Below are 20,999 nucleotides of genomic sequence, written 5' to 3'. Positions count from 1 at the left end.
AGAAATTGCTATTCCGTTATTCGCTTATGACCAGGCTCTCAATTGTCAGTTGTAATATAACGAGCAGGGATGAGATAAGAGCAAGCCATTTTACGGGGCGTAGTTTACGTTCAGGTATAGAGAGCGTGTGGAGTATGGCATGACGCTTCATTTTATTGAGTGGCATGCTGCCTCCTGAAAAGAGCCCCCTGCACAGGCTGCTAAACAATGAAAAAAGAATCATTCCACAACCAAGGCACTTATGAGTAAGGTTAATTGCCGTGGAGCTAACGTAACGGTCGAGGCGGTAAAAACAAGCCACAAGTGGCTAACCGTTTTCCTACCGAATTGACAGCGTCCTCCTGTAGAACTGTTCGTTTGTTAGCCAGAACAGGTTAACGGATAAAAACGGTATATCCATATCAAATAAGAGGTTGTTTAGCGTTTATTTAAAAAATACTAATCGAATAATGCGCGCTCGAATAATAACAAATTCGGAACTATCCAGAAATGCTAATTAATAGGTGCTTATGAGAACTGGAGAGATAACTCCTTCTGATGAGCCACAATGCAGTCTCATCCCGGTCAGGAGATTCTCAGGTTTAATAAGCATGATTAACCAGTACTGTAATGATGGCTCAACGTAAGACGCGTCAGTTTGCTGTTGACTCTCCTGTAAGGTAAGACTGTAAGGTCCACTTATTCATTCAGGGAGATAGTTACATGTATCAAATAGGGCTGTTTTCAAAGATCTGCCGTGTGACGATAAAAACGCTTCATTACTATAATGAAATCGGTTTACTTGTCCCTGCCTATATTAATCCTGAGAATGGTTATCGATTTTATACTTCTGATCAATTAATGAAATTCCATCAGATTGCGAGTTTACGTCAGCTTGGATTTACAATAACTGAAATAGTTACTCTTACTCAGGATGAAAATTCCTACCATATAATTGAACGGCGACGCCTTGAAATACAGAAACAAATTCGAGACATGAACGATATGCTCTCCCGAATTAACCACTATCTGCAACATAAAAAAAAGGAAAGAATTATGTTATATCAAGCTGTTTTGAAAGAGATCCCGGAATGTATTGTTTACTCCAAGCGTTTCATTGTTCCTGATTTTTCCTCTTATATCAAATTAATTCCGCCTATAGGACGAGAGGTTATGAAGGCAAATCCAGGTTTAACCTTAACTACCCCGGCTTATTGTTTCACTCTTTATCATGATAAAGAGTATAAAGAGAAAAGCATGGATGTGGAGTTCTGCGAAGCTGTTAATGATTTTGGTAAAAATGAAGGAAATATTATTTTCCAGATAATCCCTGCCATAACAGCTGTAACTGTAATACACAAGGGACCATATGATTCATTAAGAAATGCTTACATTTACCTTATGCAATGGGTTGAAGACAATGGTTACTTGTTAACAAATTCACCAAGGGAAAGCTACATCGACGGCATCTGGAACAAACAAGACTCCGCAGAGTGGATGACTGAAATACAGTTCCCTGTAGAGAAAGTTTAATCGAAATGCAGGCTGGCCCGGTTAAGGGCCACCTGCTGATAATCATTCAGATTGGAAATTCCCAGGCTGGCATTGTCGTCAGGTAACATTTTGCCTGCTTTTGTGCCCGACTTTTTGCCAGCAATCAAGGCAACCCTGTATCGCCTATGACCAGTGTTTAAGATTGCCGTTGCTGTCGCTGCAGTACGCACAATATTTATCACTGGCACTTTGTGCATCGGTTGAATACATCGCCATTCCGCAGGCCTGATTAAACCACTTGTGCTGTGTCATCATATGCTCCTTCAGTCAGTTGATTGTCTACTAAACATACAAACTTACTGCATGGTCTTTAACGGGTCAGATCAACAGCTCCTGATGGAACGGAACCACTATGAACATTGATTGAGCTCATTTACCCGATAAGCGCTATTTTGATAGGCTCGACTTAACTCGTTGACCATTTACAGGATTGTAACGTTGGAAATCTTTTTTTAACCCACTGAAAAGTATCTCTTAAATATTTTTCATACATAAAAATTCATGGTCCGTTCAGTACGGATCCGATTTTGTATGGGTTAAAAAAGGTACGTTATGAAAGTTACATGGACCGTCACGCCTGTGGGGTATCAGTGCATCGCGAAGCGGTGCCCTTCATGCAAAATTAAACGGGACTTCACGCCGTCAGGTGCTTTTCGGGTTAATTCTCAAAAGAAGTTGCTGGATGTATGGAGTATCTATAAATGCACACACTGCGATTACACCTGGAATATCTCCCTGTTTTCTCGTCTGCACGTCAGCAAAATTGACCGCCAGCTTTATCATCGGCTGATGAGCAACGATGCCGCCACGGTTCAACATTTTGCCTGTGATATCGCGACGCTGAAGCGGAACAACGCCGAGCTATCGGGTCGGCCTGATTTTCACGTTCAGGAGCGCTGGCCGTTAAGCATCACCGCCCACCAGCGGATCCACGTTAGTGTCAGGATCTCTCGTTCATTCCAGGTAAGTCTGCTGTCGATTTTGAAGCAGCAGCTCATGCTGAGCGCTGGTGAGATTCAGAGAAGGGTGGAAGCAGGGCAGATCGGCGGCGTTACGATGAAGATGCTTAAATCGAGAAAGCTGAAGGCTGGGGATTATAAGTTCCAACTATCTCTGGATGCGTTGTATGCCAGACGAAGGATCACTCTGAAACAACGATGAAAGTAAGAAGCTCACCTTGAGGTTGTTGGTATATAAATATCGTGGCCTTTCAAAGTAGTGAACAAAATACCAATAAAAAAGGTGAGCTTCAGCTTTTAATCATCAATCACCACTATCTGGATAGGCCTCCAAACAAAGTAAGAGAGGAGAAGGCTAAACTTACTCGCCTACTCAGGTAACAAGAGCGCTTTGTTAGCAGTACGCTCAACGCTGTAAATTCCAGAATGGCATTTTTTACAATGCTTGTTACCGACGTAATCTTCACTACAAAGAACGCAGAACCAGTGGGTAGGCGGGCTGGTCGAGGTATCGATCGCATAAGTGATCTGCCGCAATTTTTTAATACGGGCAGCTTCCTTCTCCATTGGGTCCACCCAGGCGCACTTCATTAGTTTATGGTGAGATATCGAGTGCTGAATATGCTCAAACCAAGGGCCTTCTTTCTCATCCCCTTTATGTAATATTAGCCTGCAGCCACAGCTGGCGCATGTCCAGTGCTCGTTGGTATTGGAGGCTTCAGCGGCTTCCTTAGCAGTGACATACTTGTTGTATATGTTGTTTGCCAGAAAGCATTTCAGTATGCGCATCCCGTCACCTCCGCAGTCTGGTCTGCTGCACTGGAGTGCGCCCGGCTGTAATCACCGGTGCGGCAGGTCATGCAGTACCGTTCGCCGTAGTAATCGCTGTCGCAGCCAGAACAGTGCCATTCGGCCTTGCGCACCAGCGGTAAGACATCCGGCACATAGCGACGCAGCATGCGCACCCGCCTGGCTTCCTTAGACTCAGGGCGTACATAGGGACAATGGTGGCGTCCGTTCTCCGTCAGGTTTTCCCATGTGTGCTCAAACCACGGGCGGTTAGTACCCCATTCAGGATGGAATAACAGAGCGCTGCCGCAGAGGTGGCAGGTGTAGCGGTCATAAGGGTGAAGCTGTGCAGTGGTTGCGCCCGTGAGACGCTGATTGCCGTCAAGGCCGATAAAGGATTTGGCGTATATCGTCATAGTATTAGTCCTTTGCCGTATGACGCGCAGAGCTAAGCCGTCCCGAGGAGGGCAGCAGTGGAGGTCATACGACTGGTGGTGTTAAATCAGATGGGGAATGTGATTGCGTTCGACAGGTTATTGACGGGACTGTGCAATGCGTTGCTGTAGCCAGGCTTCCACTTCGCTCTGAAGCCAGCGAGAACTTCTGCCCAGCTTAATGGGCTTTGGGAACGCCCCGTCTTTAATCAGTTTGTAGAACCATTTGTCCGTTAAGCCAGTGAGTTGTGTGATAAACGCCATATCGACAAATTTGTCGGTAAGAAGGCTGGCAGGTGTGGTCATCGTTTTTCTCCTTGAGTGAATGGGAGAAGGAGCCTGGTACGGTGAACGCAGACTCCTTCAAACGATGTGGCACCGGCGTAATTTTTAACTGGCTTTTCGCCGCCTGCCTGCTGTCCGTGGCGCAGGAATATTACTCAACTGGCAGATAACCCCCAGGCTTTTCTGTGCCTGCTTGCTGAGGTAGCTCAGGATGTACTGCATACCTCTGCGGCCCCTGGCATCGTCATAAGAGGTCACCCGTTCTCCTCGCACGCGATAATGTTCTTTAGGCTCACAACGGTGCGTGTGTCCTTCTCCCCATGTCACATACTTCCAAGTGTCCCTGAGTGCTTCAAAGACAGTCCAGACCTGGCGATGCTTCTGACCGTTGAGGTAAAACGCGGCGTGGATGTGAAAACCATGCTGTTCGGTTTGTTCCAGTACCCATGCGTAACCCACCAGCCCGTTGATATCCCCGCTGCGTTGAATCAGTAACGTGATATCCGCTACTGTCGAATGAATATCTCCCTGACCATGTGAATCGCTGTCCTGAAGGTAAGAGAAGTCCACCCGTAGCATCAACAGCTTGGAATAACGCTCAAATAACTGGTCCTGATGGCGTCGTAGCTTTCGGTTTAGGGCTGTGTGCTGAACGTAACTGAGATTGATATCGGTCGTGTCGTGGTAGCTCATGTCTGATTCTCCATGTGAGTGTAATCGTCATGGGAATGGACACTGGCGTCAGTTTTGAAATGGGTGCAGGAGAGCGGTAAGTATCGCGGTACCCTGATGATTGCCGTGCCAGGGCATCGCTCATGGGAGTGGAGGGCTACGAAAATGCTTCTCTATAAAATATCATTTTATTCCTTAATTAATTGATTTCGGCCCCATGCTCATGCACTTCAAGGAAGGAGCATTTGCTCATCTCATTGCGTTGACCTTGTCGGCACCTTCGCCAATTTTGACCAGATGATTTTTAAATTATCTTACCAACTACAGACTCTTCCCAGGACCTGACTCAGCAGCATAAGAGAGACGAGTCTAAGCCGCTCTTCGTTATACTGCTGTGATAAATAGGCCAGAAAGAGGCGGAGAAGGCAGTTTGCAGAGCATTTTGGGCATAAAACCCAGTATTAACGGCTAATGAAAGTGAGAAAAATAATTAAAAAACGACGATATACATCATAAAAGACGACGATTTATTGTATTAAAATCGAGCCATTTCATACTAAAAAACAAACATGATAAACGTCAAAATTCGTATAGTTTAAGTGTGAGAATTGTGTGATCGGACGAGTGACAATTTCGATGTTGCAGCGAGTTGGGAGGAGCGAGGGATGGCAGGCCTGAAGGATGACTTTAGAGTGTTTGACTTACGCCGGGAAGATCTGGCCTATGAGAGTCCTAACCAAAGGTGGGGGGAAATCAGCCATCAATATTTCTTTGTTGGGTTCGAGCGTCTGGAGGAGGATGAAAGGCCAGATAAGGAAGAAAAATCCAAAGCTAGCTTCAGGATGTTCGATATGCTGGACAAACTTTATCTGAACCAGGCGACCAGCGATGGGCAAGAGTTTAGAAGACCGAAGATGAAGTTTCGTGATTCTCAGCCAATCCACAGCGAACAGTTAGAGAAAAAGTGGAGAGATGCGCTTTTAAAAGCGATATCTGATAAAGAAAAGGCATTATCTTATCTCTGCGAGAACTATCGGAACGTTGTAAGAAAGCATCGTCAGGTTGAAATGTTGACTCTGAGTTTCTATTTACCTCTTGATAAAGGGGAGAAGATGCGGAACATACGGATTAAAAAAGATGACTCTCGTTTCAGACTACAACTCGCTGAACTTGAACGACGCTTTACCTTGATGAGGAAAAGGATAAATGCGGATCCGCTTTATAAAGCCGCCTGTGGTTATTCGCGAGTGATACTGATAAATGCTAGATTTGAGCCTTTCTATCTGGTGAATTTCTTTTTCAAAAAGCATCCAGACAGTCGGATAGACAGCTTTGTCTCATTAGACATTTACAGGAAATGGGTGCAATCGGGTAAGAAAGAAAACAAATCTGGTGAGCAGGTTGGATATTATTGCTTTAAGGATGCTTCCCGGCCACCTGTTCCAGAAAACAGTGGGCTATTTATTCGCAGGCCAGACCGAGTAACCGATGTTGGTCAATTTTCAGACCCAATCTCGTTGGTCTTATCAGAAGAAAGGAAATTCGAAAACAACCGCAAAGATTATCTGGCTTTCTTTCGCCTTCAGGCCCAAATCTATAATGTTATTCCAGGTGCACGAACCCTGACATGTTCTGACAATTTTACCTACATCAACGCAGCCGAGAAGAAACGCAGAAAAGCCAAAAAAGAAGACCTGAAGAAGAAATCCAAAACAGCATTCCCTATCACTGAAACTTCAGCTGTACCCGGAAATGATCTCTATGATAAAGAGGGCTCTCCCGAGTTGCTTTACCTGTTCGACGAATTTAATGATGACCTGCCTTCAAACCTTGAGGAGCATGTCTACGGGATTTTAAAAGAGGAGAAGCCGTAACAATACTTTGTGTGGCAGTTGAACGACGTCAGAAAATGAACCAGTGGCTATGGTTTCTCAGGCAAATGCGGTACATAGTTGCAAACTTAAACAGCCACCAGGTATCATTCAAGTCATGTTACTGGATAGTTCAACGTCTGCTATGAGCGAAGAGCGGACATTATGCTGCATTCATTAGATGAATCCCAAAGGGTAATAGTTGGTAGCTGAACATGAGGAACTTGCTAATAATAATTGGCTGGTTAAATCCCCGACATTATTAAAAGATTATGTGAAAAAATCAAATACACTCTTTTAGAAATCCTACTTTATCTGCCTGTTTTTTACGATAGACTATGAGGATAGTCAGGAATGTAGTCATTCAATAAAAACGCTTTATTATATAACGCATATGGAGAGAAAATGACTTTAATATTAGCAATGTTTTTGTTCTCCCTTACCATGTCAATTTCTCCAGGGCCAGTCAATATGGTCATTATATCATCTGGAGCGAGCTATGGATTCAGAAGAACTTTCCCATTCGTCTCAGGTGCTACAATAGGATTTACTCTATTACTTATAGTCATTGGTTTTGGGTTCTACGCTTCCATTGAGAAATATCCACTTTTCTTCAAATATCTCAACGTGGCTGGCTCAGCTTTTATAATATACATAGGTTATAAGATAGCATCATCAAGATCTGAGTTATCATTAACAAAATCAGAGGCGCCTAGTTTCACTCAGGGTTTTTTACTTCAATGGCTCAACCCAAAAGCCTGGATTGCCTGCGCATCCGGAGTGGTATTATTTTCTGAACCATCAAATAACACTTCGTTAATAATCTTCATAATAATATATTTTATCGTTTGCTACCTCTCTTTAGCTGCATGGGCTGTCCTTGGAAAGAACATCTCAACATTGCTTAATAGCATTGGACGCATCCGTGCATTTAATTTCTGCATGGGTGGGATACTGATTACCACTGCCTTCTACATGTTTCTGGCTCAATAAGCCACTTTCCCTTACTGGCTGGAATTGATCTTTTACATTATTGAAGCCTTAAATTAATCATAATATTTTGAATTCAAAGGAGTTGTAAATATTATTAATTAACGTGTAAGCGACACTGTTGGTAGATATATTAGAAGGCCAGGTTGCATAGACTTTTAGTGGTTCCAATGACCAGTCAGGGAGAACCAACTGTATTTCATCTCGCTTAATATCCTCTTTGCTGAGATAGCAAGGAGGGGCTGCGATTCCAACCTGATGTTTTGCTAGAGTGTAGGCAGCCTCGACATTATCAACGTACACCGTTGGCGTATACTTAATTAAAGCTATCTCTCCATTTTTGTGCCTGAACTCTCGACTGCCCTTCAGCATGCTCAGACCAATCCAGGGCATTTTTTCTAAGTCATTAGGATGGTTGATAGGCTGATAATTGCTAAGAAGTTTCTTTGAAGCAACAACGTGTCGGGGTAATACAAAAAGATGCCGTGCTTTGAGTGTGCTGTCGGGCAGTTCGCCAATTCGAAATGCAACATCTATACTATCGGCAATAATATCTTTACGAGTGTCGCTATAAGAAATACTCAGGGAAACGTCCGGATGTTCCTTTATAAATCCTGCAAGATGACGAGTAAAAACACTATTTATAAAAACTGCAGGAATTGACAGATTCAGCTTATTACTTGTTGAAATAGAACGCTGTTTAAACTCGATAAACCCCTTTTCATACAGTTCTAGCATAGAGTTTGCAGTTTCGAGCAAACTTGCCCCATCATGGGTCAGCGATAATTTTCGCGTGTTTCTGTATAGCAAAGCACTTCCCAGATTTCTCTCCAGCTTAGACAGATGTGTGCTTGCTGTCGCGGTAGTGAGCCCTAAAGCGTCTGCGCCACCTGAAATCGATCCAGCTTGTACAATTTTTGCAAAAACAATCAGGTAACGGATATCATCAATCATTACTATTCCTGAGTTCACTCATTAACTTTAAGCGTGAGAGTTGTTCTATCAGCCATAAAACTATCATGTTTTTATTTACCGCCAAAGTTCCTTTTTTTATCGAAGATTCCCAAAGTTGGAAACCTGAACATTGAAAAATATAATTAGTAATGAGAGGTAATGACCTGCTCCCCGCAAACTAACATAGCACGATGTTAGCAATGTCCGCTCCTGGCACCTAGCGGACAGAAAGCAAGGTCCCAAAGTCCGCTATGAGCGAGAAGCAGAAATTGCCGCTAAAAAGCTGACTACCGATACCGTGTCGATTCATATCAGCCAGGATGAGACTGTTCCACTTATATCTCTTGGCCTAAGGAACAACTAAGTCAGCCTGTTTAAAGTGCAATCACCATTCGGCTTTACAGGACTGCAACATGCTAACTGACTCCAGAACCTCATGGCTCAATAAAGTGCCTGAAGTGACGCTTTTCTTCTGGCTCATCAAAATGATGTCCACTACCGTGGGCGAAACGGCTGCCGATTTTCTGAATATGGATCTCGGCTGGGGATTGACCAACACCACTGTGCTTACCGGGGGATTATTCGTGATTGCACTGGCTCTCCAGTTGCGGGCCACGCGCTATGTCCCGGCACTTTACTGGGCAACGGTGTTGCTAATCAGCGTGTTTGGCACGCTGGTGACCGATAATCTGACCGACCGCTTTGGCGTGCCTCTGGCTTTCTCCACTGGTTTGTTTGGTGCGTTTCTGAGCCTGACCTTTGTACTCTGGTTTAACGAAGAGAGAACGCTGTCAATCCACAGTATCACTACCCGCAAACGTGAGCTGTTCTACTGGGTAGCGATCCTGTTTACCTTTTCACTAGGCACCGCTGCGGGTGACTGGGCGGCGGAAGGCCTGAATCTTGGTTATTTCAACGCTGCCACACTCTTCGGCGCATTGATCCTTCTGACCGCTCTCGCCTTTTATCTGTTCAGGGCGAACAGCGTGGCCTGCTTCTGGATTGCTTATATTCTGACGCGTCCATTTGGTGCCTCTTGCGGTGATTTACTGTCGCAGTCCCCGGTAAACGGCGGTGTGGGTTTGGGCACGACTGGGACCAGCATCCTGTTTTTGCTAACCATTATCAGTCTGGTTGGCTACCTGACTTTTCGCAATAGCATGGAAATACAGGAGAAATAGCCGCAAATTGCTCAGGGCGGTTCTTGCGTTTATGCTTACTCAGGCGCGGCCAAACGGGTTATTAAAACGATGAGAATTTTACTGGTTGAAGATGATCTGATGGTGGGGAATGCGATGGTGGATTCGCTGCGCGATGCCTCGTATGCTGCGGATTGGGTTCAGAATGGCAATGATGCTGTGACCAGTTGCCTGACACAGCATTACGACATTGTTATTCTCGACCTTGGGCTACCCGGCCAGGATGGCTTCAGCGTCCTGAGTGCATTGCGCCGTAAGGGCTCCTCCGTGCCGGTAATGATTGTCACCGCGCGGGATGCCCTGCCAGACCGTTTACATGGGCTGGATAGCGGTGCGGATGATTATCTGATCAAACCGTTTGAGTTCAGCGAACTGCTCGCACGAATCCGCGCGGTGCTGCGTCGGCATAATGGCAATGGTGAACGTCTGTTGAGTAACGGGGTTCTAAGCCTGAATCCGGTCAGCCATGAAGTATGTTTGCTTGCCAGCGATGAACGTTTTTTACTCTCTAACCGCGAATATGCTCTGCTGGAAGCGCTGATGCGGCGGCCGGGAGGCATTCTCTCCCGTAGCGATCTGGAAGAGCGCATTTATGGCTGGGGCGAAGAAGTAGAAAGCAATGCCATAGAGTTTTTCATCCACGCGCTGCGTAAAAAACTGGGCAAGGATGCCATCAAAAATGTCAGAGGCGTTGGATGGCTGGTTTCCAGAAGCAAGTGATAAATTCCCTGAAGTTTCGGCTCTCGGTAGCCCTGAGCATCGCCATTTTATTTACTGCCATCATTTCCTGCGGCCTCACCTTCTATTTTGCACTAGACGAAGCCCACGAACTGCAGGACAACACCCTCACTCAAATCGCCAGCGTGCTCCAATACAACCCGGACATACAGAATGCTATCCAGTCCCTGGATAGCGATAAAGATTCCCGCGTGGAGGTTGAGTTCATCTCCGCAAACGGCAGTGCTTTGCAGCCCCGAGGGTTCACCTTTCAGTTGGCTCCCCCCATACGCGAAGGCTTTCAGGACGTTAATGCCGGCGGAGAGTCGTTTCGCGTACTGGTCCACCGTCTTTCACCCATGCTGCTGGTTGCCATTGGTCAGCAACGTGACGTACGTGACGAAATCTCGTTTGAAAGCGCACTGCGCACGCTGATCCCTCTCAGTCTCCTGTTGCCAGTATTGTTGCTGGTCGCGACTGATCTGATCCGTAAAGCGTTTCGCCCCGTTTCACGCCTTGCCGATGAGGTACATCAGCGTGACGAACGTGATTTAACGCCGTTCACCGAAGATAACATACCCGATGAGATCCGCCCGTTTGTCAGCGGTATCAATAAGTTGTTGCATAAAGTGGATGAAGCAATGCAGACGCAGAAGCGTTTTATCGCCGATGCGGCTCATGAGTTACGCACCCCGTTAACGGCACTGTCGCTGCAGGCGGAGCGGTTGTCGGCCAGCGCAATGTCGCCCGAAGCGCAATCCCGTCTGAACAATCTTCAACAAGGGTTAAGCCGAACCAAAAAATTGTTAGACCAGCTTTTGCTGCTTGCCCGTGAACAGCAAAACACCTCGCACGAAAGCCATCAGCCACTTCACATTCCGCTGCTGTTCAGGGAGGTGATTGAATCCCTGTACCCACTGGCGCTTGAAAAAAATATCGATATCGGCGTACTGGAAACCGACAGTGCCAGTCAGCAGGTTATCACTGACAAACACACACTCATCATTGCCGTAAAAAATCTGGTGGAAAATGCTATCCGCTACATCCCTGAAAACGGGCAGATTGATCTCAGCGTGACGGTAACGCCGCACGAAGCAGTTATTAATATTGAAGATAACGGCCCCGGAATTGCTGCTGCCGAAAGGACGCGTGTGTTCGACGCATTTTATCGGCCCGAAGGCATGACCCAGCCCGGCTCCGGGCTGGGTTTATCGATAGTCAAAGCCTGCGTCACCCGCCTGGGCGGCGACATCACATTGCTTCCTGCCCGCCAGTTTCCCTCGGGTGTTCTGGCTCGCATCGTCCTGCCACTGTGCTCTGTTCGATGACATGCAGATGAAAACAATGTTCTTACTTGGGATCGTTTTTATTCTGCTGATATTCTGCCAGCACTCCGACCTCTGCCAGGATGCTGCACATTATTTGCAGGAGATGATTTTTTACTTGAGCCACCGGTTTTATGAGACGATAATTTAAGTAGCTCACAGCTGGTCTCATAGTTTATGCTTTGAGCATGTAGATGCATGATTTTACGGTCTGTCCGGAAGAAGTAGTTACTTCTACTGGTACCCGTTCATACTCAAAACCTTCGAACTCATCGAGTATGTGCCAGTGAAGATGCAAATTTTCTGACGTGAAAATAAAACCCTGTACACGATTACCGGAATCATCCAACACGATCCCCGGATATCCCATCTCTGTACCCCAACCTTTATCTAATAACGAACCACCCACGTGGCCTTCCTGCCATGTCCCCCCAATCTTTTCAAGAATATGAGCATTAGGTCGGCCAGGCCCCAGGGTCCCGTAAACAAACAAGCTTTCCATCATTCCTCCGATTGTCGCAAAGCCAATGTGAATGTTCAGTGTGCTAATTTTGATTTTCGGACTCAGGCCTGACAAATCATTTGTTCTCACAATACGCGTGATTTAAAATCACACGTATGATATTTGATCGCCTCCCCCCATTGCAGACTCTGCGTGCTTTTGAAGCCACAGCACGTCTCTCTAGTATGACACTGGCTGCAACAGAGCTGCACGTAACGCATGGCGCGATAAGCCGGCAAATCCGGAAGCTTGAAGAGCATCTGGGGTTAAAACTATTTTTCAGGCTGACCCGACAGATAATACTGACTCAGGAAGGTGCTGAATATCATCGCATTGTTACCCGCCTTCTGAGTGAGTTAATGATGGAATCTGAGCGTCTGCGCGGAAGGAACCCTGCCAAAAGTTTACGTGTCAGTACAACGGTTTCATTTGCCAGCAAATGGTTGGCACCCCGTCTGAGCCGCTTCAGGCAGAGATATCCAGAATTTGATATTCAGCTGGATGTTACTGACAGTAATGTGGATCTAAATGATGGTCAGGTAGATGCAGCCATTCGTTACGGTCTTGGCCATTACCGCGACGTTTCGTATGAGCGTATCTTCGATGAAACAGTTACTCCCGTCTGTAGCCCGGGTTTTCTTAAAGAACATAATGGTCTGACAGAAATTAAGGAGCTTTCAAACTGCATTCTTCTTCATGAATACAGAATGCTGGCGAACTGGGAGGCATGGTTTGAAATGGCCGGAGAAAAAAATTTTTGCTGCCATCATGGCCCCTTATGGACCCTTGGCAGCATGGCGACTGAGGCCGCTATACGTGGCGAAGGTGTGGCTCTTGGACGCAGTGTTCTGGTTGCAGATGATGTAGCAGCTGGAAGGCTTGTTGTTCCGTTTCCGCAATACAAACTCAAGGCTGAGCGGGGATATGATTTAGTTTATCGCTCGGATAATCAGGATTCATTTAAAATACGAATTCTGAGACAGTGGCTCTCTGAAGAAATGAGCTTGCTGGACGATTCAATGACCATCTAAAGATGGTCTGCTTCCGGCATGCAGCGGACAGCCTGGTTGGTCATCAGAGCTACCATTCGCGAGGTGCGGTCATAGATATACTGGGAGAAAGCAGTAGGATAATTAACCTGGTTCAGCACTTCTCAATTACCCATTAAGGCGTGCCTTAAGCCCTCGTTCGGTCTGGCAGTACTCCTCGGATTGCTCACTTTTCGCAAGCAAAAATATTACTTTGAAAGTCATAACAATAGTAAAACGGTACAGTTCAGGTCGCTGGCAGCAAAGACGGTTGTCTTAATTGATGGCTACAGATTCTTTTTTGAGAAAGCCAGTGACTTGCTGAATATTCAGAAGCGCATATGACTTTAACTGGTCTACTTTCAATTTTATTAACCAGATATTTGGCGTCTTTGATCGGATGAAGTCTATCGTCCTTGTATATTGGGCTGGTAGAAACAACTTCCGCCATCATATTTAACGGCCCAGCGTGCAGTTTAAGCAGGTATATATCTTTTTTTACCATATATATAACATCGCAAACTATCCATTCCATAGAATCACTCCAGATAAAATGACAACTAAGAATTGACCAACAGAATGTTCCTGTAAAGGTCAGCAACAATCATATAAGATAAATATATGAAACCGGTCACAGTTTTAATCTTTTTCGTACTGATCCAGAGCAGAGTGGTATGTGTTTTTGGTGGCTTCAGCTTGGATTGAAGCAGATTCTATCACAAGGCAGGCAGATAGCAGCATGTCCGCTTTTGGCACAAAGCGGACATTTATTACCTTTAAGTATAGCCTGTCTATTTAACCAATCTTCCAGCTTCAGGCCCGGTACCCTCCCAAACTCTCGCGTATTATTCGTCACCAGTACCGCGCCGACCGCAATGGCATGTCCGGCAATCGCCGTGTCGCTCGGACCGATCGGCGTCCCGGCGAGGAGCTGAGCCATATTTATCTCCGTGGTCGCATCCACCGCTGCGCGATCCCAGGGCAGGACGACATCGAGACTGGCGCAGATAGCGTCAGCCAGCTGCTGCACGTGAAGCGACTGCCAGGGTACGCCAGCCATCATGATGCGCTGTAGATCGGCCTCGCTGCGAATATTCATCAGTCGGCAGTATTCCTGGTTCTCGGCCAAGGAGCCCCCGAGGTCATACCAATTTCCACGGTTCGCCTCTCTGCTGAATTTTTCCGGAACCAATTTCTGTCAAAGTAGGATCAGCTTCTCTGTAATATTAAGTGATTCGGTTAGCTGAGCGTATTGAGGATAAAGTGGCCCGGCATTCTGCTGCGCCTGTTCTGGAGGTACTGGTCCGGAGAGGATGGCCGTTATTGAACTGCTCAGATGAAAGGTTGTGGTTTCACCGTCTGAAAAGCAATAAACTGCAATGCATAACGTCTGATAAAAGTCTGTAATCTATAATCTGTCAGGCAGATAAATATCATCGGACATCTTTCATAAACTGATTGTTTTCAGAGGTAACATGCAGCCTCCCGACCTTCCAGGAAATGAAGAAGAAAGGCTTAAATCGCTTTATGTTACGGGGCTTCTCGATACCCGCGACGATGAGCGTTTTGAACGACTAACCCGCCTGGCCAGACGCATTTTTCAGGTGCCAGTGGCACTGATTAGCCTTCTGGATCGCGATCGTCAGTGGTTGCTGGCATGTGAAGGGCTTGGTATTCGCGAAACCCCCCGTAACATTTCGTTTTGCGGGCATGCCATTCTGCATGAGGGGCCTTTCATCATTCTTGATGCAGCAGCCGATAAGCGGTTCCACGACAATCCCCTGGTCACCGGTGAGCCCTATATCCGGTTCTATGCAGGACAGCCGGTTAGCCTGCCTGACGGCACGGTGGCCGGCACGCTGTGCCTGATCCACACTTCTCCCCGTACCTTTTCAGAGGATGACATTGCGTCACTCCGGGATCTGGCCTGCATTGTCGAGGATGAATTCCAGGCCATAAGCATGGCAATGACGGACAGCCTGACGGGCATTCCCAACCGGCGTGGGTTTTACAGTGCAGGAGAAAAAGTATTCCGCTCGATGAACCAGCATAATGCGACGTTCAGTCTTATCTATTTTGATCTGGATAAGTTCAAGCCGATTAACGATCTCTGGGGACACGCTGAGGGTGACGAGGTTCTTAAGATATTTGCAGCCTCTTTATATCAGCATCTTGAACCGGGAGAAATTGCAGGCCGTATCGGCGGCGATGAATTTGTCGCACTTATTCGGCGAAACGGAAACACCCAGTCTTTTCTGAACGCGCTGAGTGCGAGTCTGGAGTACCATAATGAAACGTCAGGCAAACCCTACTATATCAATTATTCTTTTGGTGAGCTGATTAATAACGCAGACCAGTATGCGACGCTGGCGGAGATGATTGGTAAATGTGACGAAGTGATGTACCTAAAGAAAAAACGAAAAAATCTGTCACAGAAAACAGAACCGTGATACTTCCCTTCCCGGCTGAACTCTGGGCCCGGGGTTCAGGGGTACAGCAAAAAAGCATGATTTTTGATTTAAGAGCGCAGTATGGCTAACCCCAGAATTGGTCTTTTCGAATGTTTTTCTTGCAGGTGGACAGGCAGCTATGAGCGAGTAGCGGAAGCTCACAATTGTTATTACCGCGTAGGATGCATTACTAACGTTGCTATGTGTTAACGAACGGGGAGCGGGTCAAGCTAATCGAAAATGCAGGTCGAACCGATTTCAATTACAGGTCACAACATTTATGCTGCTGCAATTGTTGGCAGAAATAAGTTGGCAAGCTCGATCTCGAAGGGGTGGACTGGAAAAAAAGCTGGTTGAGGTGGATTAAAATGGCTATGGAAGTTCACGGATTTATTATTTCGTCTCCGTTCGTGTTCGTCTGCGATGATAAGGTTTATAGCAGCCAATCGGGAAAAAACTGGACGGGCATATTTAGCCGTTACGGTACGCAAGCCTGGGGGAATGATACCTATGCTTCCCAGCGCGTTGAGCGGGATTGCCCGCCAAATCGTAACGAAGAAGTTCGTTTGGCTTTCCGTGGCGCAGTTATGCGCCACTTCAAGCTGAACTACACTCAAATCGAGGCATTCTTCCAGCGTCAGATCGACGAGGACAAGCAAATCCTGGTCGAAGGAAATTCGGTTAAACGCCATGTGGTTGGCCGTAGCAGCTACAACACAGGCAGTAGCTGCACGACTATATCTGCACCCGCGCCCGCTCCAGCCAAAAAGGAATCCCCCCATCCAGCGCTTAAACATGGTTGCCCAGCAAGTCGCCTGGAAGAATTCCTGACCTGGGAAAAAGCGCACCTTGGGATTTTGAATCGTGTCAAAATGCCCCAGCGCGTTGCCATGTTCCTGGGAACCTGGGAAGAACCGAAAGCGGTCGAACCTGAACCCCAGGCTGAAGAACCTCGGGCCGAACGGTCGCTGGTTGAAGAACGCGAACACAAAGAAGATGTACCCTTCTATGGCCGTCGCCGTCGTGATCAGGGGAAATTCCGTGAAGATGTGATGCTTAACTGCGGTGGCCGTTTTGTCTACACAAATGCCATTGCGGTACGCTGCGAAGCCGCACACCTTAAAGCCCACGCTCGCAAAGGTGGCGCGAGCTTTAAAAACGGTCTGCTGCTGCGCGCTGATATCCACAAGCTCTTTGACGCGGGACTATGCGCCATCGATCCGCGCACGCTTAAACTCTGGTTCGCGCCAGACTTGGTAAAAAAAGACGCAGATCTCGCGGCCATTGATGGGATAACGATGCGCAAAACGCAGCTCCCTATCAACAAAGACAACATCGAAGACCGCTGGGATGCCTTCGTTAAGATCTTGCTGGCATGATTAACTGGTCACAAATGTCCACTCCTGGCACGAAGCAGACCCACATAACTAATTCACTAGCCTTCATTCAGTGTTCGCTTAAACCGATCGTCAGAGCTGAGATCTAAAATTTAGTCAGTTATATATCATCTTAATGAATTCCTTTACCTTTCTCTTCAACAGGCCATCTCCACCGGATGGCCTTTTTTATCCAGAGGCCAGCATGAAACATCTCTCGGGCTACGCCCTTATCCGCCGTCACCTGCGGCGCTATCCACGCTCACTACGACAACATTTGCTGAAAGAACTCAATCAGCTCGTCACGTACGAACCCGTGATTGGCATTATGGGTAAAACCGGCGTCGGTAAGTCCTCGCTGTGTAACGCGCTGTTCCGCAGTGAAGTCTGCGCAGTCAATGCGGTGGAAGCCTGCACCCGTCAGCCTCAACGGGTTCGTCTTCGCTTTGGCTCTCACTATTTGACGCTGATTGACCTGCCTGGTGTAGGAGAAAGCCTGCAACGTGATGATGAGTACCGCGAACTTTATCAGGAACTGATGCCACAGCTTGATATGGTGCTGTGGGTGTTAAAGGCGGATGACCGCGCCTTCTCGGTAGAGGAGCAGTTTTATCAGGCCGTTTTTGCCGGGTACAACGGGCCACTGCCTCCATTGATATGGGTACTGAATCAGGCGGACAAGACCGAACCGGCAGAGCAATGGAACTGGTCTTCCGCGCAACCCTCAGCGCTGCAGGCTGAACATATTGCTCAGAAACAACAGGCGGTCGCCCGCCAGCTGGGAATTGCAGAGCGTGATGTACTGGTCATCTCCGTCAGGGGGCGTTACCGGCTGTCGCGCCTGGTGGAGGCCATGATTACCCGTCTCCCAAAGCAGACCCGCAGCCCGCTGGTACCGCACCTTCAAACCGGCTATCGCACACAAGTCGTTATCAGCAGCTCCCGCACCGGCTTTGGCGAGGCGGTCGTGGAGGTGATTGACCGCATCATTGATTTGGCCCCGCTGCCGCAAGTTGCCCGCTCGGCCCTTCAGGCCGTGACGCATACCGTGGCCCGCGCCGCCCGCACGATCTGGTCCTACTTCTTCGGTTGACTTTCTCCGTACGTCCCACATTTCGATAAGTTTTTTCGTTCATACACGATCGAAATTCTCGATCGACCCGATCGGATATCTTCATTATCCAGGCGAAAAAACCGCTTATAAAATCCCCTGGCAGACATTCACTGAGTAAGCGCGACAGCGCACCTGTCGCATCACAAGGAGCAAATATGAACATGTTCTCTGCTGCCGCCGCCGTAATCACATTACTGGCAGGCCTCGTCTCATCTGCGGTAAGCGCAGAAAATGACGCCATCAAAGTCGATATCCAGAAAAGTGGCTGGGAGTGCAATGACTGTGTCTACGTCACTGTGACTGCCCGCACGGAGCGGATTCAGATAAAAAATATCGATGTAAACCGGGGCAAATGCCCGCAGCTGAAGCAGGGCGTGACCACCATTCAGGGTCAGAAGATGGAGGGGTGGTGGCCCAATAAAGACCCGTTCACGCCCCGTACGATGCAGTTTGCTGACAGTCTGACCTGGCGATTTGGCAACACGCTCTGGCAGAAGGGTATTACCTGCAATGTTATTGAAGCCCGGATATTCACTGACCTGGGCGTATTCACTTACAGCTGAAACCATGATGAAAATAAAACAAACGACCCAAAAGATTGTCTCGTTGCTGATACTGGCCTGCCTCGCAATGAGCGCCGATGTGTCTGCGGCACCCGCCGGGAATGAGTCCCGACTAATTACAGATGAGGCCGGATATCTGGTCTGCCATCGGTGTGGCCCGGAACACAAGGACAGCTATCTAATGGCGGAGTATCCTGCGGGCTCGCGGGAGAAATCCGTGAATTATCACCTGGTCCGGGATATGAGTCGCTACACCTTTCTGATGTCTTCGGATGCCCCGGCGACTGCGGCGAATCAGACGCCGGATTTCTGGTACATCGATAAGCAATCATCCACCCCGGCGCTGAACAGCATTGTCTTTGACGACGATAATTCGGCACTGTCATCCGCAGAGCACATCACCGTGACAGAGGCTGACGGCCAGACCCGGCTCAACGTTATCTGGGCGAACGGGAAGCGGAACATCTTCATTCTCGATAATCCTTAAACCCCATCAGATCAGCATCACACCCGACGCCCTGCTCATTCGAGTGGGGCGTTTTCTTTTGTGCCTTCAGATAAGGAAACAACCATGAAATTAGCCAGCCGTTTTGGTGCGGTGAACCTCGTTCGCCGTGACCGCCCGCTCACCCACGAGGAGCTGGCGCACTATGTGCCGAGCGTGTTCAGTGAAGACAAGCATGAATCCCGCTCAGAACGTTATTCATATATTCCGACCATCACCCTGCTTGAAAACCTGCAGCGTGAAGGGTTCCAGCCCTTCTTTGCCTGTCAGACCCGCGTGCGGGACCCCAGCAAACGTGAACACACCAAACACATGCTGCGCCTGCGCCGTGAAGGGCAAATCACCGGTAAGCAGGTGCCGGAAATTATCCTGCTGAATAGTCATGATGGGTCCAGTTCCTATCAGATGCTGCCGGGACTGTTTCGTGCTGTTTGTCAGAATGGGCTGATATGCGGGGAGAGTTTTGGAGAAGTACGTGTGCCGCATAAAGGCAACGTGGTGGAGAAAGTCATTGAAGGGGCTTATGAAGTGCTGGAGATATTTGACCGGGTGGAGGAGAAGCGCGATGCCATGCATTCACTCCTGCTACCGCCACCTGCTCAGCAGGCGATGGCGAAAGCGGCACTGACTTACCGTTTTGGGGAAGAGCATCAGCCGGTCACGGAGTCACAAATTCTTGCGCCACGCCGCTTGCAGGATGAGAGCAATGACCTGTGGACCACGTATCAGCGCATTCAGGAAAACCTGATTAAAGGCGGTCTGTCCGGTAGAACGACCAAAGGCAAACGGGCCCATACCCGCGCAGTGAAAGGCATCGATGGGGATGTGAAGCTCAATCGTGCCCTTTGGGTCATGGCTGAAAACATGCTGGAGCTCGCATCATGACCGCGCAGAAACAAAAGGGCCAGAGCCTGCTTCCGGCCGGACCTTTTACCCGCCAGCAGGCGGAGTACGTCAACGCGGCATACCAAAACATCTTCATCGAGGATGACCAGGGAAGCCATTTTCGGCTGGTCCTGCGCGATGCGGATGGCCGGATGGTTTGGCGAGCCTGGAACTTTGAACCGAAGGCCGGGACCGGGCTTAATGCGTACATCCGGGACTACGGCATCCTGCAGGGCCCTCTCAGCCGCCTGCCTTATTATCCACATTGCCACGCTTTCATTTTTCCCCTGACCCGCCAGCCTGAACCGCTGGCTTTTTTATTACCGGAGAAACCCATGAATGACACCACAACTGAACTCACCATTTCCGTCGCTGTTGTTGCCGATGAGTTACGCATCGGCTTCTGGCCGCAGCACTTTGGCTCCATCCCGCAGTGGATAACCCTTGAACCTCGCATTTTCGCCTGGATGGACCGGCTGTGTGTCGATTATCACGGCGGTATCTGGCGCTTTTCGACGCTCAGTAATGGAGGTGCTTTTATGGCTCCAGAGTCAGAGAGCGATGAGAAGTGGTCATTGTTCAACAACATGAACGGCAATGGCGCAGAGCTTACCAGTGAAGCTGCAGGGATAGTCGCGTGCCTGATGGCATACAGCCACCATGCCTGTCGTACCGAATGTGACGCGATGACTGAGCATTATTATCGCTTACGTGACTACGCGCTGAACCATCCGGAATGCAGCGCCATTATGCATCTCATTGACTGAGCATTATTATCGCTTACGTGACTACGCGCTGAACCATCCGGAATGCAGCGCCATTATGCATCTCATTGACTGAGGCATACC

At 48.1% G+C, this 20,999-nt stretch carries 22 protein-coding genes and 3 pseudogenes; 16 read left to right on the top strand and 9 right to left on the bottom strand.

Translation table 11 applies throughout. The features are described 5' to 3' along the window. Positions 1–702: 702 nt before the first annotated feature. A complete protein-coding gene (locus GQR96_RS20560; protein ID WP_236948528.1) occupies positions 703–1,512 on the top strand; it encodes a MerR family transcriptional regulator in 810 nt (269 codons plus the stop codon). A gap of 46 nt (positions 1,513–1,558) precedes the next feature. Here GQR96_RS20560 and GQR96_RS20555 read toward each other — a convergent pair. Then, a pseudogene (locus tag GQR96_RS20555) lies at positions 1,559–1,785 on the bottom strand (hypothetical protein). A gap of 300 nt (positions 1,786–2,085) precedes the next feature. On the opposite strand from GQR96_RS20555, the gene GQR96_RS20550 reads away from it, so the two are divergent. Next, entirely contained in the window at positions 2,086–2,694 is a 609-nt protein-coding gene (locus GQR96_RS20550; protein WP_236948527.1) for a DUF1062 domain-containing protein, read from the top strand. A 167-nt stretch (positions 2,695–2,861) separates the two neighbouring features. On the opposite strand, the gene GQR96_RS20545 is transcribed toward GQR96_RS20550, so the two are convergent. The 4 genes from GQR96_RS20545 to GQR96_RS20530 all read right to left on the bottom strand — a co-directional run bounded on the left by GQR96_RS20545 (position 2,862) and on the right by GQR96_RS20530 (position 4,693). Beyond that, positions 2,862–3,281 carry a zinc-ribbon domain-containing protein gene (locus GQR96_RS20545; RefSeq protein WP_236948526.1) on the bottom strand — a complete coding sequence of 140 codons (420 nt, stop codon included), beginning with the start codon at positions 3,279–3,281 and terminating at the stop codon, positions 2,862–2,864. After that, complete coding sequence (locus tag GQR96_RS20540; protein WP_236948525.1) at positions 3,269–3,697, bottom strand: zinc-ribbon domain-containing protein; 429 nt, start codon at positions 3,695–3,697, stop codon at positions 3,269–3,271. Before GQR96_RS20540 ends, GQR96_RS20545 begins: the two co-directional genes overlap by 13 nt. Before the next feature lie 117 nt (positions 3,698–3,814). Then, the gene (locus GQR96_RS20535) at positions 3,815–4,021 is read right to left on the bottom strand and encodes a helix-turn-helix transcriptional regulator (protein ID WP_101880614.1); all 207 of its coding nucleotides are present in this window, start codon (positions 4,019–4,021) and stop codon (positions 3,815–3,817) included. Positions 4,022–4,105: 84 nt separating this feature from the next. Further along, a complete protein-coding gene (locus GQR96_RS20530) occupies positions 4,106–4,693 on the bottom strand; it encodes a YagK/YfjJ domain-containing protein (RefSeq protein WP_236948524.1) in 588 nt (195 codons plus the stop codon). Positions 4,694–5,337: 644 nt separating this feature from the next. Between GQR96_RS20530 and GQR96_RS20525 the strand changes: the two genes are divergently transcribed. Both GQR96_RS20525 and GQR96_RS20520 read left to right on the top strand, forming a co-directional pair. Beyond that, positions 5,338–6,546, top strand: a complete 1,209-nt coding sequence (locus GQR96_RS20525) for a hypothetical protein (protein WP_208692434.1) — start codon at positions 5,338–5,340, stop codon at positions 6,544–6,546. 402 nt (positions 6,547–6,948) lie between these two features. Next, positions 6,949–7,536 carry a LysE family translocator gene (locus GQR96_RS20520; RefSeq protein ID WP_032705635.1) on the top strand — a complete coding sequence of 196 codons (588 nt, stop codon included), beginning with the start codon at positions 6,949–6,951 and terminating at the stop codon, positions 7,534–7,536. A 57-nt stretch (positions 7,537–7,593) separates the two neighbouring features. Here GQR96_RS20520 and GQR96_RS20515 read toward each other — a convergent pair whose 3' ends face one another. Next, positions 7,594–8,487: a LysR family transcriptional regulator gene (locus tag GQR96_RS20515; protein ID WP_032705636.1), complete on the bottom strand. Its 894-nt coding sequence runs from the start codon at positions 8,485–8,487 to the stop codon at positions 7,594–7,596. Between the two features lie 413 nt (positions 8,488–8,900). Between GQR96_RS20515 and GQR96_RS20510 the strand changes: the two genes are divergently transcribed. The 3 genes from GQR96_RS20510 to GQR96_RS20500 all read left to right on the top strand — a co-directional run bounded on the left by GQR96_RS20510 (position 8,901) and on the right by GQR96_RS20500 (position 11,731). Then, complete coding sequence (locus GQR96_RS20510) at positions 8,901–9,668, top strand: COG4705 family protein (RefSeq protein ID WP_208692432.1); 768 nt, start codon at positions 8,901–8,903, stop codon at positions 9,666–9,668. A gap of 69 nt (positions 9,669–9,737) precedes the next feature. Continuing rightward, positions 9,738–10,406 carry a response regulator gene (locus GQR96_RS20505; protein ID WP_200974046.1) on the top strand — a complete coding sequence of 223 codons (669 nt, stop codon included), beginning with the start codon at positions 9,738–9,740 and terminating at the stop codon, positions 10,404–10,406. Beyond that, a complete protein-coding gene (locus GQR96_RS20500) occupies positions 10,382–11,731 on the top strand; it encodes a sensor histidine kinase (RefSeq protein ID WP_208692429.1) in 1,350 nt (449 codons plus the stop codon). The genes GQR96_RS20505 and GQR96_RS20500 overlap by 25 nt, the downstream gene beginning before the upstream one ends. Positions 11,732–11,903: 172 nt before the next feature. Here GQR96_RS20500 and GQR96_RS20495 read toward each other — a convergent pair whose 3' ends face one another. Continuing rightward, a complete protein-coding gene (locus GQR96_RS20495) occupies positions 11,904–12,230 on the bottom strand; it encodes a gamma-glutamylcyclotransferase family protein (RefSeq protein WP_117119136.1) in 327 nt (108 codons plus the stop codon). A gap of 116 nt (positions 12,231–12,346) precedes the next feature. Between GQR96_RS20495 and gcvA the strand changes: the two genes are divergently transcribed. Further along, positions 12,347–13,261, top strand: coding sequence for a transcriptional regulator GcvA (gcvA, locus tag GQR96_RS20490; protein WP_222840351.1), 915 nt, complete (start codon positions 12,347–12,349; stop codon positions 13,259–13,261). Positions 13,262–13,505: 244 nt separating this feature from the next. On the opposite strand, the gene GQR96_RS20485 is transcribed toward gcvA, so the two are convergent. Beyond that, on the bottom strand, positions 13,506–13,793 hold the full coding sequence (locus GQR96_RS20485) for a polymyxin B resistance protein pmrD (protein ID WP_236948522.1): 288 nt from the start codon (positions 13,791–13,793) through the stop codon (positions 13,506–13,508). A 261-nt stretch (positions 13,794–14,054) separates the two neighbouring features. Continuing rightward, positions 14,055–14,342 (bottom strand): annotated as a pseudogene (locus GQR96_RS24795) (hypothetical protein); the annotation flags it as partial. Between the two features lie 391 nt (positions 14,343–14,733). Here GQR96_RS24795 and GQR96_RS20475 point away from each other — a divergent pair. The 8 genes and pseudogenes from GQR96_RS20475 (at position 14,734) to GQR96_RS20440 (ending at position 20,918) form a co-directional block, all read left to right on the top strand. After that, the gene (locus tag GQR96_RS20475) at positions 14,734–15,708 is read left to right on the top strand and encodes a GGDEF domain-containing protein (RefSeq protein ID WP_196520870.1); all 975 of its coding nucleotides are present in this window, start codon (positions 14,734–14,736) and stop codon (positions 15,706–15,708) included. A gap of 368 nt (positions 15,709–16,076) precedes the next feature. Further along, entirely contained in the window at positions 16,077–17,087 is a 1,011-nt protein-coding gene (locus GQR96_RS20470; RefSeq protein ID WP_236948521.1) for an HNH endonuclease signature motif containing protein, read from the top strand. 202 nt (positions 17,088–17,289) lie between these two features. Further along, positions 17,290–18,177, top strand: a complete 888-nt coding sequence (locus GQR96_RS20465) for a GTPase family protein (RefSeq protein WP_048294087.1) — start codon at positions 17,290–17,292, stop codon at positions 18,175–18,177. A 176-nt stretch (positions 18,178–18,353) separates the two neighbouring features. After that, on the top strand, positions 18,354–18,761 hold the full coding sequence (locus tag GQR96_RS20460; RefSeq protein ID WP_048294088.1) for a hypothetical protein: 408 nt from the start codon (positions 18,354–18,356) through the stop codon (positions 18,759–18,761). A gap of 4 nt (positions 18,762–18,765) precedes the next feature. Continuing rightward, a complete protein-coding gene (locus GQR96_RS20455; RefSeq protein WP_228136721.1) occupies positions 18,766–19,248 on the top strand; it encodes a hypothetical protein in 483 nt (160 codons plus the stop codon). An 84-nt stretch (positions 19,249–19,332) separates the two neighbouring features. After that, complete coding sequence (locus GQR96_RS20450) at positions 19,333–20,151, top strand: DUF932 domain-containing protein (RefSeq protein WP_048294090.1); 819 nt, start codon at positions 19,333–19,335, stop codon at positions 20,149–20,151. After that, positions 20,148–20,318: pseudogene (locus GQR96_RS20445) on the top strand (DUF905 family protein); the annotation flags it as partial. The gene GQR96_RS20450 and the pseudogene GQR96_RS20445, both read left to right, overlap by 4 nt. 168 nt (positions 20,319–20,486) lie before the next feature. After that, positions 20,487–20,918 carry an antirestriction protein gene (locus GQR96_RS20440; protein WP_048294092.1) on the top strand — a complete coding sequence of 144 codons (432 nt, stop codon included), beginning with the start codon at positions 20,487–20,489 and terminating at the stop codon, positions 20,916–20,918. Positions 20,919–20,999 lie beyond the last annotated feature (81 nt).

Source organism: Klebsiella sp. PCX (genome assembly GCF_021869705.1).
GTDB lineage: Bacteria > Pseudomonadota > Gammaproteobacteria > Enterobacterales > Enterobacteriaceae > Klebsiella > Klebsiella quasipneumoniae.
The sequence above is the reverse complement of the archived record's forward strand: the minus strand, read 5'-3'. Positions and strand labels throughout refer to the sequence as shown.

What these genes read in the sequence shown, in the direction of transcription:
- GQR96_RS20505 (WP_200974046.1), top strand. Translation starts at nt 9,738, where the DNA reads ATGAGAATTTTACTGGTTGAAGATGATCTGATGGTGGGGAATGCGATG.
- GQR96_RS20560 (WP_236948528.1), top strand. Translation starts at nt 703, where the DNA reads ATGTATCAAATAGGGCTGTTTTCAAAGATCTGCCGTGTGACGATAAAA.
- GQR96_RS20525 (WP_208692434.1), top strand. Translation starts at nt 5,338, where the DNA reads ATGGCAGGCCTGAAGGATGACTTTAGAGTGTTTGACTTACGCCGGGAA.
- GQR96_RS20500 (WP_208692429.1), top strand. Translation starts at nt 10,382, where the DNA reads ATGGCTGGTTTCCAGAAGCAAGTGATAAATTCCCTGAAGTTTCGGCTC.
- GQR96_RS20460 (WP_048294088.1), top strand. Translation starts at nt 18,354, where the DNA reads ATGAACATGTTCTCTGCTGCCGCCGCCGTAATCACATTACTGGCAGGC.
- GQR96_RS20550 (WP_236948527.1), top strand. Translation starts at nt 2,086, where the DNA reads ATGAAAGTTACATGGACCGTCACGCCTGTGGGGTATCAGTGCATCGCG.
- GQR96_RS20450 (WP_048294090.1), top strand. Translation starts at nt 19,333, where the DNA reads ATGAAATTAGCCAGCCGTTTTGGTGCGGTGAACCTCGTTCGCCGTGAC.
- GQR96_RS20465 (WP_048294087.1), top strand. Translation starts at nt 17,290, where the DNA reads ATGAAACATCTCTCGGGCTACGCCCTTATCCGCCGTCACCTGCGGCGC.
- GQR96_RS20455 (WP_228136721.1), top strand. Translation starts at nt 18,766, where the DNA reads ATGATGAAAATAAAACAAACGACCCAAAAGATTGTCTCGTTGCTGATA.
- GQR96_RS20520 (WP_032705635.1), top strand. Translation starts at nt 6,949, where the DNA reads ATGACTTTAATATTAGCAATGTTTTTGTTCTCCCTTACCATGTCAATT.
- GQR96_RS20485 (WP_236948522.1), bottom strand. Translation starts at nt 13,793, where the DNA reads ATGGAATGGATAGTTTGCGATGTTATATATATGGTAAAAAAAGATATA.
- GQR96_RS20530 (WP_236948524.1), bottom strand. Translation starts at nt 4,693, where the DNA reads ATGAGCTACCACGACACGACCGATATCAATCTCAGTTACGTTCAGCAC.
- GQR96_RS20535 (WP_101880614.1), bottom strand. Translation starts at nt 4,021, where the DNA reads ATGACCACACCTGCCAGCCTTCTTACCGACAAATTTGTCGATATGGCG.
- GQR96_RS20510 (WP_208692432.1), top strand. Translation starts at nt 8,901, where the DNA reads ATGCTAACTGACTCCAGAACCTCATGGCTCAATAAAGTGCCTGAAGTG.
- gcvA (WP_222840351.1), top strand. Translation starts at nt 12,347, where the DNA reads ATGATATTTGATCGCCTCCCCCCATTGCAGACTCTGCGTGCTTTTGAA.
- GQR96_RS20475 (WP_196520870.1), top strand. Translation starts at nt 14,734, where the DNA reads ATGCAGCCTCCCGACCTTCCAGGAAATGAAGAAGAAAGGCTTAAATCG.
- GQR96_RS20515 (WP_032705636.1), bottom strand. Translation starts at nt 8,487, where the DNA reads ATGATTGATGATATCCGTTACCTGATTGTTTTTGCAAAAATTGTACAA.
- GQR96_RS20540 (WP_236948525.1), bottom strand. Translation starts at nt 3,697, where the DNA reads ATGACGATATACGCCAAATCCTTTATCGGCCTTGACGGCAATCAGCGT.
- GQR96_RS20495 (WP_117119136.1), bottom strand. Translation starts at nt 12,230, where the DNA reads ATGGAAAGCTTGTTTGTTTACGGGACCCTGGGGCCTGGCCGACCTAAT.
- GQR96_RS20545 (WP_236948526.1), bottom strand. Translation starts at nt 3,281, where the DNA reads ATGCGCATACTGAAATGCTTTCTGGCAAACAACATATACAACAAGTAT.
- GQR96_RS20470 (WP_236948521.1), top strand. Translation starts at nt 16,077, where the DNA reads ATGGCTATGGAAGTTCACGGATTTATTATTTCGTCTCCGTTCGTGTTC.
- GQR96_RS20440 (WP_048294092.1), top strand. Translation starts at nt 20,487, where the DNA reads ATGAATGACACCACAACTGAACTCACCATTTCCGTCGCTGTTGTTGCC.